Origin of the sequence: Paraburkholderia sp. RL17-337-BIB-A (assembly GCF_046025895.1) — a bacterium.
Lineage (GTDB): Bacteria > Pseudomonadota > Gammaproteobacteria > Burkholderiales > Burkholderiaceae > Paraburkholderia > Paraburkholderia fungorum_C.
In genome coordinates this window covers 576,990-591,723 of sequence record NZ_JARESY010000004.1, presented here as the reverse complement: position 1 = coordinate 591,723, position 14,734 = coordinate 576,990, and the positions used below count along the sequence as shown (strand labels likewise).

Below are 14,734 nucleotides of genomic sequence, written 5' to 3'. Positions count from 1 at the left end.
GCAGGGGGGACCGTGCAAATCCTGGTGGACGTTCACACAGCGAGTCAACAGACACGAACAGATCGCACCCGCGGCTACTGCTACATCCACATTTCAACATTTAGACAGATTATCTATTATTATTTTTTTCGTCAATCTGTCAATAAACTTTCTTTGACAGCGCCTTCGCTCGGGCCGTCATCTAAGTGATGCAATGGAACACTCGAACCGCTTCGTCATCCCATCGCTTTCTGGGTGCATTTATCAAATGCACGCGACATCGAAGAGTTGCGGTTCGAGCACAGCAACCGGTCAGCTGTGCCCCGAAGGGAGCGCCCCTTCGAGGATGAAACAGTCCGGTGCTGGTGCGACGAATTCGGTGTGGACTGCGCACACGGAGTGAACGCGGCACGTTCCATGCCCCGTTCGGTACCGGTCCTTTCCGTCTACCACCCGCTGAATCGTTGCCAGCGCGCAAGCACGTCGCGCGAACCGGGGCGTACGACCTGATATGCCCCATGTTGCGCGCCGGTTGCGCACGCGTGATTCGGCAATATCCGCACCTGAGCGCCGACCGGCAGATCAGGCAGCACGGCTCCGCTGCCCGGCCGTAGCGCAAGAATTCCCTGCTCCTGGTTGGCTTCGACCATGATCAGATCCGGATATATGCGGGAATCGACATCGCAGACAATGCCGTACCCTTGGTCGATGCGCTGCCGGGCGGTACCTCGATCGCGCGACATTGCCATCCAGCCCGCGTCAACGAGTATCCAGCCCTTGTCGCGCTGATGACCGATAACGGTCGCAAGCACGCTGAGCGCGAGGTCGTCGGTCGTGCATACGCCGAGGCCGGCCATGACGAGATCGAAGAACACGAATACGCCTGCGCGTACTTCCGTCACGCCGGTCAGGTCGCGCGCAAAGTGTGCGGTCGGCGTCGAGCCGACGCTGACGACCGGAGCCGGCAGCCCCGCAGCACGCAAAGTCTGCGCACACGTTACCGCCGCCGCGCGTTCGCGTTCAGCCATCGCCACTATTTCGTCGAGGCTTTTGCAACTGTAGGACTCGCCCGCATGCGTGAGGACGCCCCGCAACTCAGCACCGCCCTCGTGCAACACGCGGCCGATTGCGACGAGATCGTCGGGACGTTGCGGCGGTATGCCAGCGCGGTGGCCATCACTATCTATTTCGATTAGCGTCGGAATCTTGTCGCCGGTCTCGCGCGCCTTTGCCGCCACCGCCTGCGCGGCCTCGACGTTATCCACGACGATCGACAAGTCGACGCCGCGGCGCCTAAGCGCGGCGACGCGGTCGAGCTTGTTCGGCGCGATGCCGACAGCGTACAGAATGTCGCGTACACCCGCATCGGCGAACTGCTCGGCCTCCTTAAGCGTCGAGACTGCCGCGGGACCCGCTGCGCTGTCCATCGTGCGTTGCGCGACCTCGATCGATTTCGGCGTCTTCAGATGCGGCCGAAGCTGCACGCCCAACGTTCCGAGGTGTGTGCGCAGCCGCTCGATGTTGCGCGTCATCCGTGCTTCATCCAGCAACAGACACGGTGTTTCGAGTTCGTCGATCGACTGGCGGCCGGCGCTTTCATTGCGAATTTCACTCATCACGCGTCGCTCCGGGGCTGAACAGCACGGACTGTCGGGCTCCAATTTGCGATGTCGTCCATGGGTACGACGGGCCTCGGTAATTTCTTGAAGTCGAAACGCGCGAGAATGGGCGAAGTCAGGCCCGGCGCATCGACGCTCAAGATTTGTTCGCCAGAAAAGAATTCATCGAATGCAGCCCTGAAATGGCCGCGCGACTTCAACGCTACAACGCGGGCGCTGGCGATATCGATGCCAAACATTTCGAAGAACATCGGCTCGTGGCACTGGTGCCGTTTGCTGATGACGATGACCGTTACACCGCCGATCTGCAGCGCAACCGACGGTCCGAGGTCAAAGCTGCAGCCGGCCAACTGTCCGCGCCGGCCGACACCTTTGCCGTCATGCAGCCGCACCACGCGCGCCGGCACGTCGAACTGCTCTGAATAGACGGTAGTTTCGCTGCGGTTGAAGCGCGCGTGGAACGTTTCCCCGATGCCGGCCACATAGGCGTCCGCCACGAGATCCGGATCTGTGATGACACCGAGGATCGCACCACGCACATCCTGTTCGTGGAGTGCCTTGAGAATGAACGGCGTGTTGCCGCGTCCGCCGCCGCCAGGATTGTCGGCTACGTCGGCAAGCAGCACCGGGGTTCGCGACGCATCGTCACCTGTTGCTTTCGCGACGCGGACCGCCTCGTCGAGGGACGTCAGCTGCGGCGTAAACGCGGCACGCTCTTGCCACGCGTATGACGCAAGGTCGTGCGCAACCTGGGCCGCGAGCTGCGCATCGCCGCGCGTGGTGACAAGTACCGTTAGACCGTTCTTCGGCGTATCCGCAAATGCGAAGCCGCCTGCAATCGAGATGTTCACGATGCGCGGATCATCGAGCGCTTCAGCGCGTCGGATCATTTCTGCATAGGGCCCTGTGCCGGGCGCTGTCAGCAACTGCGTCGGCGGTGAACAGACGGGCATTCGCACATGCGCGACGGACGTGCGCATACCGTCCAGGAGTTCGATCATGATCCGCGCCGCGTCGGCACCTCGCTCGGCCATATCGGTGTGAGGATTGCGACGGTACGATACGAGCGCATCGACTGCGTCGACCATTCGGTCCGAAATGTTCGCATGCAGGTCGACGGTGGCGACGATCGGCACCGCCGGCCCGACAATGCTGCGTACGAGCGTGAAAACCACGCCGTCGGGATCGTCTTCTTCTGTCGTGATGGCTGCGCCGTGCTCACAGATGTAGACGGCGTCAAGCGGCAACGCCGCCCGCAACCGCTGCTCGAATTCACGCAGCGTATCGGCGAAGAATCCGTGCTCGACCGGTCCGCCAGACTCCGCGTTAGCAAAGAGGATCGGGACCGGCGTCCATGGGCGGATCGCATCCATTGTTCGGACGAACGCCGGGATTTCCGGCGTCATCACGGGTGCCGCGCTTTTCGCATCAGCTAGAAGCGCGGCGTCTTGCAGATACGCACGCGATACGAAATCGGCGCGTGTGGAAACCGGCGCAAACCGGTTCGACTCGATCGCGAAGCCAAGAATGGCAATGCGCGGGCTTTTCATTAAACACTCCTATCGGCCGGCGTCTTCGGCCGGCATCGGGCGCTGACGTCTCGGCGGGTCATTAAAGCTAAGTTACCATCGACAGCATGGCGGCGTGGCGTTGGTGTACACGAACATCGGCACTTGAGTTCGCGCGCGCGTTGCAAAGAGTATTGGCCATCAAATAGTTGTGCGGGTTAACATCACCTTATTGCTTCGTTAACCTGTAATTTAATGATCTCGACCGAAGACCTGCATTTTTTCATCACGGTCACGGCGTCCGCCTCGCTCGCGGACGCCGCGCGCAAGCTCGATGTGACGCCGCCCGCTGTCACACAACGACTGCGTTCTCTGGAAAAGCGCCTGGGAATGCGTTTGATCGACCGCTCGGGGCGGCACCTGGTACTGACCGATGAGGGCGAACTGTTTGCGCTCCACGCGCGCAGGATCTGCGATGACATCGGCAATCTATCGGACACGCTGGCGTCGCGACGTGGGACGGTCGCGGGACATCTTCGGGTGATCGCGCCGCTCGGCTTCGGGCAGCGATATGTCGCCCCCGCCGTCGCGCAATTCCGCTGCCTCTATCCGGAAGTGACCGCAAGCTTGATGCTGTCCGATCGACCCGCGCACATTTCGGACGACATGTGGGACCTGATGGTCCATATCGGCGAGCTACGCGATTCGACGCTGGTTAGCCGGCGGCTTGTGCCGAACCGGCGCATCCTGTGCGCGGCACCGCGCTATCTCGCGCAGCGCGGCGAACCACGGCACCCGGACGATCTGCGGGTGCACGACTGCATCGCGCTACGCGAAAACGATGAAGACGTGACGATGTGGCGCTTTATGCCGAAGCACCACGGCACACCGGCGAATGTCAGGATCGAGCCGTTCCTGACGAGCAACGACGGCGGCACCGTGCGCGATTGGGCACTTGCCGGACTCGGGATCATTGTGCGTTCCGAGTGGGACGTCGCCGAACATGTCCGTGCGGGTCGACTTGTCCCACTGCTCGATGGGTGGCAATTGCCGGATGCCGATATCGTCGCGCTGATTAGCTCGCGACATGGACGCTCATTGCGCGCTACGCGCTTTCTCGACCATCTGCACTCGTCGTTATCGCAACTGCGTTAGCTGCCATCCGTGGTCGCCGAATCGGCCGCGGCCGATCACAATATTCCGCGACTCCCCGGGTACGAGGCAACCGCGCCGCTTGAAGGAGCGCCGCGCCGGATGTCTCGTACTCCAGGAAAAGTATCGGGTGGCAGGCTGACCCAACCGACTACCAAGGCCAGGCTAGCGAGGTTCCCACGCCGGTTTCACGGGCACGCTCACACAGCATGCGCGCCACGGTCAGGTCCTGAAGTGCCAGGCCCGTCATGTCGAACACCGTAATGTCGTCTTCGCGGCGGTTCGCCTGTGCCTTTCCTGTCAGTAGATCGCCCAGTTCCGTGCACGGGTGGTCGGCTGCCCATTGCGTTTCACCGATCTGGCGCGCCTGGACTTGATCGTCGACGAATAGACGAACGCGCCCCAACAGGCCCTCGGGAAGTTCACGCTTTCCTTTGGTGTCGGCGCCTACGCAATTAAGGTGCGTGCCGGGTTGAACCGACTGCAAATCGAACAGCGCTCCAGCACCTGGGGTAGCCGTGATTACGATGTCGCTTTCACTAACTGCGCGATCACCGTCATTCGCGTGCGAGATGTCGCAGCGCTCTGCGAAGTGAGCTTCGAACGCTGGGTCACGCTGGCCATTCGCAGTCAGGTAGCGAACACGAACCAGCGATGGCATGAGCCGCAGAGCGAAGGTCAGTTGCACGCGCGCTTGTACGCCCGAACCGAAGACACACACTCGAGTGCTGTCCGCGCGTGCAAGGTGCAGTAGGCCAAGTCCGCCAGCCGCACCCGTGCGCATGGTGGTCACCGCATTGCCGTCGATCATGCAGAGAGGCCGACCCGTAGCCGGATCGATCAACATGATGGTTGCCTGGTGAGGTTCACCATTCAGTGCACGATTGGTGGGCCAGAATCCCGCTGCCTTGAAACCCAGCAGCCCTTGCACCTGAACATCGCCTGATTTGATACCGAAGATGCCGCCCGTGACCAACGGTTCCCTGACCACGGGAAAAACACGGCCCTCGCGCTGGCTATGCAGAACAAACGCCTCGCGCACCGCTTGCATCACATCATCGGGCAACAGCAATGACTCGACTTCATTCTTGTCGAGGAGCAACAATTGAGCGTCACTTGGCATCGTTGTACACCGTAGCTCGCGATACGCCCAAATGTTGCGCAACGACCTCCATCGATCGACGAACGTCCATGCTGCCTGACTCCCGGAGCTCTTTCATCAAAATCCGCCTTTCCTCTGTCTTCAATGCTCTGGGTGTCGTCGCGAGCCGCGCGGCGAATTTGTCTATCCGCATTCTTATTCCTTCCGCCCCAGGGGGGTCGAGCTTTTCATTCGTACCGGCAGAATCGTCCGTGCGGGCGAACTGCCCCAGCACGCTCTGCAAAGCACCAAAAAGCGTTAGATCGATATTGATGCACAGAGCGGCAACGTACTGCCCTTTCGAGTCCTTGATGCCGATTGACGTGCTCTTTGCCTGCCGGCCGTCGGCGAAGCGATTGGCGTAATTGGCGATCACTTGCGGATACTCCGCATCACCGATGCGCGCCAATCCAAGTTCCGTGGCAGGATCTCCTACCTCACGACCCGACAAATTGTTGTGAATCGCCGCAATGGCGTGCTCGGCGTCCAGCAGGTCATGCACAACTACTTCGCAAAACGGCGCAAACGTCTCACCCAAGCCCAGCGCGACTTGCTTCAGTTGTGCGACCAGCACTTGCTGTTCTTTCGTTTGATTTGACATTTGAACAATATATCCAACATTAGACATGTCGTCAACACGCGAGCCTCGGCGCGCACTTCGGCGGTTTTTGCTTGTTCTGAACCAGCCGTCAGTATGCGACCTTGGCGGTCGGCGCGTCCTCCGGACAGCTCCTGCGCCGGCTGTGGATCCACGCGGTCGCGATGTTCGCGTGGCCGGTCAGTACCCGACTCGTTGCCCATCCCATGCGCACTCAAAATTCCGGGAGCAAGCGCCAGTTCGCGCCGGCTTACAAGCCCTTATCCCCAACGTCCAGCAACCTCCGCTTCGCACCATCACGCTTCGCAAGTCGTACTTCCGTAGAACCGGATGCCCTATGACAGGCTGCCTGAAAACGCGTTATGACGAGCGATGACAAAGTTTACAAACTCCATGACCGATTCTGGAATTGCTCGTCCCTGCCGGGCGATGATGCCCGATGTCGTCTGCGCCAATCGCTCATGCTGCAATGGAATTAACTTAAATATGGATTCCCAGCCACTGGTTTTAATTGCAAATTCAGGCAAGATGGTTATTGCCAGCTTGTTTTTTACAAGTGATTTCAATATTTCATAAGAGTTACTTTCAATCACCGGCTGCAACTTGATCCCGACCGCATCCTCGACTACTTTTATACTCTGTCGAATACGATGTTGAGATGGCAGAAGGCCAATCGCAAATTGCTGAAGATCGTCCAGGCTCACCGACTCGGCTTCCGACAAGGCATGTCCTAGCGGAAGAACGACCAGCAGCGGCGCTGGAGCGGAATGAACAACCTTGATAAGGTGATGCTGCGGTGGATTCATGGTTATTCCAATATCCACAGCTTCATCAATTACCATCCTCAATACGGCATCACCGTTGCCTATGTCGATGCCGTACGTCATTTGCGGATGACGTTCTAAAAATTCCGGTATTACAACATCGGCTAGATCTGAAACATATCCATTTCCTGATGCCACTTTCACATGCCCGAATTGCAAGCCGTTCGAAGTGCGAATGGCATCCTTTACCGCGGCGTCTTGCAGCATGAGCTGACGAATATGCTCACGCAATATGTTTCCCGCGCCTGTTAGCACTATGCGTCGGCCGTGGTGCTCTATCAGGGCCTGTCCAAACTCGCTTTCTAGCAATCTGACCTGGCGGCTAAGCGCTGAAGCGGAAATGTGGACACGTTCCGCGGCTCGCCGAATTGAACCTTCCAGAGCGACCGCGTAAAAATACCGATAAGCAGAATTCAACATGATTGGCGTAATCAGCTAGCCTGGGTTTCACGATTGTGAGGGGAGCGCCTCGGGCGTACGGCACCCCGAGACTCGCGGCGATGTATTCGATTGGGACACGAGATGGCTCTGGATACATACCTTTCCAGAGCGCGGCAAGGGTCAGACGCAACGATAGCACCGATGGAGCAAGAACCTGCGGAGACCATCTTCTCGACGCAGCATGGAGGAGGATTGCGCGTCCTCCGAGCATCACGGTGCGGTTCCTTGTTCAAGGTCAGATGCCGCCGCTGCTTCATCGACGGATGCACAGTACCTGTCATGCGTCGCCTGAGGTCGAAGCGCCCGCTATCAGGGCCATGATGCACCGCCAAATCTGACAGAAATAGTTGCGACACAACCAACCGACTCTGAGCAGACGGAATGCGCCGCCGGCGCCCGGGCAAGCCCGGTGCTCAAAAGCCCTCCGCCCGAGAAACCAGCCACACGCGCCCCATCCGATCCTTGGCTGACGCGATAGCGCTCAAAAATTAGAACAGTCGCATCCAATAATTCGCCTTGACCCGTTCTTTTTTTAAAAACATATTGGCGCTTCCTGCCATTTTTATCCGAACGCCGTCATGCAGACATCGCAATTTGATTCAGCCTTGAAATTGTTGAAAGATATGGTGTCAATCGACTCCAGAAGTTTCGTTTCAAACGTTGAAATAGCAGATTTAATTGCAAATGAACTAGCAGATTGGGAATTAGAATTCATAGACTATTCAGATAATCGCGGAGTAAAAAAGAGAAATATTGTCGCCTATAATCCGGCCAGCCAATCCACCGTTGCGTTTGCCGGTCATCTGGATACCGTTCCAGATACTGGGTGGACTCGAAATCCTTTTGAACTCGTTACGGAAGGTGGACGCATCTACGGTTTGGGCACGACTGACATGAAAGGTCCCATCGCGGCCTTCATCACCGCGGTGAAGAGTCTCGATCCGGTAGCACAGCCTATTTTGATCTTTACCGCCGACGAGGAGGCCGGTAAGCAAGGCGTCCGCGAGGTCGTCGCACGAAGTGAGATACTCAATCGCCGCAGGCCACCGAAGTGCTTCGTGGTAGCAGAGCCAACGGACCTCGGGCTGGTACGCGGTCATCGCGTGGATATTCAATTCATAGCGCACGCAAAGGGAATCCAGGCTCACTCGTCGACGGGGAAGGGCAAAAACGCAAATATCTCTCTTGTTCCGTTCTTGAGCGATCTGAGGGAACTGCATTTGCGTCTCCGTCAGGATGTCACGCTGCATGACAATCAGTATGATCCTCCATTTTGCGATTTGAATTTCGTGATCGATAACTACGGTGCATTTCCCAATACCACGGTCGGCTTGGCTACCTGCCTCGTTAAATTTCGATACTCGAAATCTTTCGATCCGGAATTTGTAATGAAGGAAATTCGCGACTCGGCAACCGCGCATGGCGTCGAGTTGACGATCAAGATGGAGGCGCCTCCTCCCGAACTCGATGAAGGGCATTACCTTGTGAAGGCCGCCGAACGGATCCTGGGGTGTTGTGCATCCGTCTCCGGGCTGGGCACCGAGGCTTCGGAATATTCCAAGCTTGCGCCCTGCCTGATTTATGGCCCAGGCCATATCTCATGTGCTCACATGCCGACAGAATATATCGAAGAAGAACAGTTTTATAACTCGATCGAAACGTTTAGAAATCTCGCACTTCATCTGGTTTAATTTCCAGTGCGTCATTAACTTCCAGGCTGCTTGTCCCAGGCACGTCTGCCGACGGAAATGGAAAAATAGTCATCCATTTCCGTCGGCAATAGTTGCTCCGTCGAGCGGCATTGAGCGCGTTCACGGAGCGACGAATGCCGGGTATTCACGCGCGCGCAAAGTCTTCATTCGCATAAGTCCGCTATTGACAAGGGAATATTGACGAAAAATAATCGGTTAAATGTATCGAATTACTTTCGGTGTATTCAAAGCTTATCTTTATTCCTGGCGGCTTTCGCGGCGCCGGATTCAAATCTGCGGCGTCGATTGGCGCCGCGCATGGGCTTTCTCCCGATGAGCTCCATCCGATTTCTCAAGACGTTTATTGCGATCGCGCAGTACGGCTCGTTTGCTGCCGCGGCTGAACACGTGTCAGTCACTCAGGCAGCTGTCGGCATGCAAATGCGATCCCTCGAGCAGCAGCTCAACATCCCGCTGTTCGACCGTCAGGGGCGTACTGCCACACTTAGCCGCAATGCGCTGGCTCTGCTGCCGCGCATCGAACAGATCGTCGCCCTTTACGATGGTCTGAGCGACGCCTGGGAGGAAGACGAGATGCTCGTCGGATCGGTGACGCTCGGTTCGGTGGTTTCGGCGATGGCGTCGCTCGCCACGCAGATTACCGAATTGAAGACGGCGCACCCGCGCCTGGACCTGCGTCTGGTGACTGGCAAATCGCTGGAGTTGCGCGCGCGTCTCAATGCGCGCGAGATCAACGCGGCCGTTATCGTGCGGTTGCAGGAAAGCCTGCCAAAGCCGTTCGATTGGCGCACCTTGTATGAAGAACCGCTTGTGCTGGTAGCTCACCGCGAAACACTTACAGCCCGGGCGGGCAGTGCGGCCGGGCTGTTGCGCGATCGTCCGTTCCTGTCCTTCGATCGCAGCCAGCGCACAGGCATGTTGATAGAGCTGGCGGTGCAGCGCCAGGGCATTGCCGTCAACGAGCTCGTGGAGTTGGATTCACTCGAGACCATCATCGAACTGGTGCGGCAGGATATCGGCGTAGCCATCGTGCCACTGCTGCGCAATGCGACGTGGCAAAACGATCCCCTGCTGCGCATCATTCCGCTGCCTGTCCCGAGCACCCCGCGCGAGGTGGGCATCCTCGCGCGCACCGACGTGATGCGCCCCTATCTCATGCAGGCGCTCCGCGAGCGCCTGACCATGCCCGTCGTAAGGAGCAGTGCCGTCCGCGCCGTGGACGCCTTCGACACACAGCCGACACGGTGCCCTCCTTAACAGGACGACGGGCCGTGCCGTACAGGTGGCATTAGAACACCGTTCGTAATCCTATTCGCACCAGAGACTGGCTAGCGGACGTGGACGCCGTTTGCTGGTTCATGGCCGCGACCGCGGCCTTACCGCGCGAGTCGGTGCCCGATGCGTGCTGATAGACGCCGACCAGGTACACCGACGTGCGTTTCGAGAAATAATAGGCGACATTCGCCGCCACCTGGTTGTAGATGGCGCCCGGGTTTGAATCGATGCCGTTGCCTTTCAGGTAGTCGTACGCCATCCCGACCCTGACGGCGTGCCCTATGTCGTATTGAACGCTGACCTCGGCATCGTTGAACACGGCTGTACCGGAATAGTGGGACGGATTCGGCCCCGAGGTCGTATCCCCAACCCCTTTGAACGCGATATTCGAATACGTACCGGCGATTGTCGCTTTACCGAAGCGATAGCTGGCACCCGCCGCAATGTCCTGATACGTATGCGCCGACAGGAAGCCACTGAAGGCCGGCGAGGTCGCGTTGGTCGTCGCGGCGGTCAACGTGGTTTGCGAGCTCGTTCCGAAGAAGCTGATATTGGGGTTCCGGGCGTTCACGTAGCCGGCCCCGGCCGCAAACGCCCCGTACACATAGTGCATGCCGGCCGATATAACCTGGTCGCGCGACGCATCGCCGCTGACTCCGCCAAGCCCATACAGTGCACCGAAACGGAAACCGCCGATGGTCGGCGTCACGTACTTGACGGCGTTATTGATCCGGTACGTGTTGTGCAGATTGTCAATGTCGCCCGAATGCGCGGATGAGCTGCCGCCACCTAGCGAGGCAAAGGCGAAGCGTCCCACCTCGTCCACCACGAGGTCGTACTGTCGCCCGAGCGTCACGGTACCCGCGGTGCGCGATGACAAGCCAACATACGCTTGCCGGCCGAACAGCAAGCCCCCCTGCGATGCCTTGCCGGTCGTGTTGTCGAAGCCGTTTTCAAGGTCGAACACGGTCTTGAGACCACCACCGAGGTCTTCGGTACCGCGAAAGCCGAAGCGGCTGCCGCTGTTGTAACCACTACTCATTGCGTACTGGTGCTGTCCCCCGGCGTTCGAGACATAGTTGATGCCGGTGTCGATGATGCCGTACAACGTTACAGTACTTTGAGCATGCGCGAGCCCCGGTACTGCCGAGACTGCCCCCGCGGCCGAAAGGGCGGCCATCCACATCCTCTTTTTCATTACGTTTTCTCCGGTTGAGATTTTCCTGCATTGCGCTTGCTAATGCCGATGTACAAATAAATAGTCCTAAATTATTCGAATGGACGAGCGCTATCCCTGCGCAATGTATGGATACATTGCGTCAGCGGATGACACAGTAGGCTCTGGCCGCTCTTGTCGGGCGCCGCCCTTATTGAGGCGCTAAAGCGCTCGTCTTATGATGCTGCGCCAGCACGGTTCGATTAGCGCTCGCCGGCGCCCCGCAGAGGAGCGCGCACCTTCTTGATCGGATGCTTATCGGCCCGCGCCTGCTCCCAGGTTTTAGTGCATCGGCAGTTACGATTTGAGCGTCATGCCACGCAGACGAATCAACCCATCCGGATAGGCGACAAACCCCCCGACCTTGTTGCTTAAGGCGAACGGCAAAGGCGGGAAATACAGGTAGGTGATCGGCTGTTCTTTGGCGATGAGCTGGAACACCTGGTCGTAAAGCGATTTGCGCTCCGCGGGACCCGAAGCGCTGCGCGCCTGCACTAGCAAGGAGTCGACCTGTGGGTCGCAGAAGTGGCCATAGTTCATGGCACCTTTGCACGACACGAACGGCAGCAGATTGCCGTCAGGGTCGATGCGTCCCGACCACGGCCGCAAAATCACCTGGAACTTGCCACCGATCGCGGCCGCTTGAGCCGCTGAGAAATCGGCGGGCATCAGTTTCAGGCGTATGTTGGCTTCGGCCGCCATCGCCTGAATCACCTGGGCAAGTTGCATGGTCGAGGTGCTATTGCCCAGTAACAACTGGATATCGACACCGTTCGGGTAGCCGGCCGCAGTCAACAGAGCGCGTGCTCGCGCGACATCGCGTTGCGGAATTGCCAGCGCCTTGTCGTAATAGGGGTTTGTCGGCGGGATAGCCTGCACAGCCGGTGCGAACATGCCGGCACCGACCACCTGGTTGATCACGCCGCGATCCAGAGAGAGGCTGAGCGCCTCACGCACGCGGGCATCGCGCCATGGGCCGGCTGCTGACGGTCCATTATTAAGGTTGTAGGTCATGCCCATGAAGCCGAGACCGTTCGACATGACGAAGCGCAGGCTCGCATCGCGCTTCACGGAATCGACGTCGGATGTGCCGATGCGTTCGGCAATATCGATCGAACCCGAGCGCAGGTCGGCAAGCCGTACCGTTCCGTCCGGAACCGGCATGTAGATCACCTGCTGGATCGGATACGCCGCGGCATCCCAGTAGGTAGGCGACTTGTTGAGTACGATGCGGTAGTTCTGTACTCGTTGAGAAAACTGATAAGGGCCGACACAAATCGGGTGTCGCGAGATCTCGTCGTCGTTGGACAGGATTTTCGGCGCGAGCATCATTCCCGCCCGGTCCGACAGCATACTTAGCAGCGCAGCGTCGGGATGGTTCAGAGAGAGCTGAACCGTAGACTCGTCAATCACGCTCACGTGGTCTACCGATGCCAGTTCCAGTTTGCGGGCACTGACAGGGGACGTCAATTCGCGGTCGAAATTGGCCTTCACTGCGGCGGCGTTAAAAGGCTCTCCGTCCTGGAATGAAACATTCTTGCGCAACTTCAGCGTAACGGTTTTTCCGTCTGGACTGACCGTCCATGAAGTGGCCAGCTTAGGCGTCAACTTCAGGTCCGGCGTGATGGAAATCAGCGAATCGCACATCGATGCGAATACCATCCGGTCCACCATTTGCAGACTGCGATGCGGATCGATCGTGCCGATATCGTCCTCGAGCCCGATGCGCAGAGTTTGCGCCATCGCCGTACCAGCTCCCAGCATTAAGATTCCTGCAACTGCTACCTTCCGCATGATCCTATCCTCTATTCGCTTTACATTGATTGGCGATCTGCCGTCCGGCCTGATACCTCGGGACCGTGCATGCGTCACCGATCAGGTGAGGTTCCCAATTGATCTACCCAGTCAAATTGCATCGAGATTCACTTCATGATGAATTGGAAACGCAGTATGAAACGCCATTTTTCTCTCAATGACCAAAATTTATTTCCATGGGGATAAAGGTTTTCTTTACGGAACCAGGACGGTGCCGCAGCAATAGCGTGATGGTGGATCACACTGATATCCGAGGTTGGATACCGTATTACAGAGGGCCGCCTCATGGCCCGCCAGCGACAGCACGAACCAGGCTCGCATATCGCAAGCCTGGTTCATTGGCGACCGTCCGGTGAACCGCTAAAAATAGCGGCTGAACTCGCGTGACAGACTTCCTGTCACACGCTGATCCGATAAAAATCGGCGGCCGTATCGTGGAACAGGTTTGCCTTCTCTGCATCGGAAGCGCCGCTTGTTATGCGCTTGAACGCGTTCCACAGCACGCCGTATGCGAAATTGCCCTTGTCGACCGGGAAATTGCTTTCGAACATGCATCGGCTCGTTCCAAACAATTCGATGCATGTTTCCACGTAAGGCCGAATCGCCTCGGCGACAACGTCGGATCCCGGCGGGCGAGCTTTTTCATGGAAGTCGAACCCGAACAGGGTCATGCCGAATCCCCCAAGCTTGATCGATACATTGGGGAAACCGGCGAGCGTTTTCATCGCCTTGTGCCAGTGATCAAAAACTTCACTGCGCCGGCCGCGATAAGGTCCAATTCCAAGCGGTCCACCGACGTGATTCAAAACGATCCGTGTTTGCGCAAAGGCTTGCGCCAGGGAACACAGTTCATCGATTTGCGTATGGATCACCCAGGCGTCGAAACTTAAGCCACGCGGCGCCAGTTGACCGAAGCCCTCTCTGAAGCGCGGATCCATCAGCAGATGCGGCGGCGGTGTTGCCGCCGACGCCCGAACGGACGGGTCGGCATGCCAGACGCCGATATTCCTGATCCCCCTCACCCGTCCACCGGACACGGATATCAGTTCGTCGAGCACCGGACCCACCTTCGCGCCGAGGGACAGGTCGGCGAAGGCTACTATCGCCGCCCCGACTTTCGTTCGCGCACCACGCTCCTCGACCGCGCGGATCTCTCGCAGCACGAACTCTATTTCGCCAACGGGCGACGATTCGACCGGCCCCTCCGTTCTGTACCCCGTTTTGCACTCGATGAACACAGTCGCGCGAACGTTTTGCCCTGAGCCGATGTCGTCGAGCAGGTCGGCGTTCAGGTAGCTCTTCTCGGGAAAATGCCACAGATGATGATGCGCATCGATGATCGGCCGCTCAGGCTCGAGCGCCGCTTCCGAATGCAACGCAAGCCAATCGGGCCGTACCGGTATGTGTGGGGGTTGGGTATCCGCGAGTCGATGCCCGCCGTTCTCCAGACTCAT

General features: G+C 58.4%; 11 protein-coding genes. 3 read left to right on the top strand and 8 right to left on the bottom strand.

All coding sequences use genetic code 11. The features are described from left to right. Positions 1-425: 425 nt before the first annotated feature. Together P0D84_RS47725 and P0D84_RS47720 are read right to left on the bottom strand one after the other, a co-directional pair. Entirely contained in the window at positions 426-1,595 is a 1,170-nt protein-coding gene (locus tag P0D84_RS47725; RefSeq protein WP_408351291.1) for a DSD1 family PLP-dependent enzyme, read from the bottom strand. Then, positions 1,595-3,148 carry a M81 family metallopeptidase gene (locus tag P0D84_RS47720; RefSeq protein ID WP_408351288.1) on the bottom strand — a complete coding sequence of 518 codons (1,554 nt, stop codon included), beginning with the start codon at positions 3,146-3,148 and terminating at the stop codon, positions 1,595-1,597. Before P0D84_RS47720 ends, P0D84_RS47725 begins: the two co-directional genes overlap by 1 nt. Before the next feature lie 213 nt (positions 3,149-3,361). Between P0D84_RS47720 and P0D84_RS47715 the strand changes: the two genes are divergently transcribed. Continuing rightward, positions 3,362-4,261: a LysR family transcriptional regulator gene (locus tag P0D84_RS47715; RefSeq protein WP_408351285.1), complete on the top strand. Its 900-nt coding sequence runs from the start codon at positions 3,362-3,364 to the stop codon at positions 4,259-4,261. A 148-nt stretch (positions 4,262-4,409) separates the two neighbouring features. On the opposite strand, the gene P0D84_RS47710 is transcribed toward P0D84_RS47715, so the two are convergent. The 3 genes from P0D84_RS47710 to P0D84_RS47700 all read right to left on the bottom strand — a co-directional run bounded on the left by P0D84_RS47710 (position 4,410) and on the right by P0D84_RS47700 (position 7,241). Next, positions 4,410-5,381 carry an ornithine cyclodeaminase family protein gene (locus P0D84_RS47710; RefSeq protein WP_408351282.1) on the bottom strand — a complete coding sequence of 324 codons (972 nt, stop codon included), beginning with the start codon at positions 5,379-5,381 and terminating at the stop codon, positions 4,410-4,412. Beyond that, positions 5,371-6,000, bottom strand: coding sequence for a helix-turn-helix transcriptional regulator (locus P0D84_RS47705; RefSeq protein ID WP_408351279.1), 630 nt, complete (start codon positions 5,998-6,000; stop codon positions 5,371-5,373). Before P0D84_RS47705 ends, P0D84_RS47710 begins: the two co-directional genes overlap by 11 nt. A gap of 332 nt (positions 6,001-6,332) precedes the next feature. Continuing rightward, a complete protein-coding gene (locus P0D84_RS47700) occupies positions 6,333-7,241 on the bottom strand; it encodes a LysR family transcriptional regulator (protein ID WP_408351276.1) in 909 nt (302 codons plus the stop codon). A 599-nt stretch (positions 7,242-7,840) separates the two neighbouring features. Here P0D84_RS47700 and P0D84_RS47695 point away from each other — a divergent pair. Continuing rightward, entirely contained in the window at positions 7,841-8,953 is a 1,113-nt protein-coding gene (locus tag P0D84_RS47695; protein ID WP_408351273.1) for a M20/M25/M40 family metallo-hydrolase, read from the top strand. Positions 8,954-9,271: 318 nt separating this feature from the next. Continuing rightward, positions 9,272-10,231, top strand: a complete 960-nt coding sequence (locus P0D84_RS47690) for a LysR substrate-binding domain-containing protein (RefSeq protein WP_408351270.1) — start codon at positions 9,272-9,274, stop codon at positions 10,229-10,231. A 31-nt stretch (positions 10,232-10,262) separates the two neighbouring features. Here the strand turns inward: P0D84_RS47690 and P0D84_RS47685 are convergent, their stop codons facing one another. The 3 genes from P0D84_RS47685 to P0D84_RS47675 form a co-directional block, all read right to left on the bottom strand. Next, positions 10,263-11,447: a porin gene (locus tag P0D84_RS47685; protein ID WP_408351262.1), complete on the bottom strand. Its 1,185-nt coding sequence runs from the start codon at positions 11,445-11,447 to the stop codon at positions 10,263-10,265. Positions 11,448-11,762: 315 nt separating this feature from the next. Further along, positions 11,763-13,229, bottom strand: coding sequence for an ABC transporter substrate-binding protein (locus tag P0D84_RS47680; RefSeq protein ID WP_408351259.1), 1,467 nt, complete (start codon positions 13,227-13,229; stop codon positions 11,763-11,765). 449 nt (positions 13,230-13,678) lie between these two features. Then, positions 13,679-14,734 (bottom strand): amidohydrolase family protein, encoded by a 1,056-nt coding sequence (locus tag P0D84_RS47675; protein ID WP_408351256.1) that lies wholly within the window; start codon positions 14,732-14,734, stop codon positions 13,679-13,681.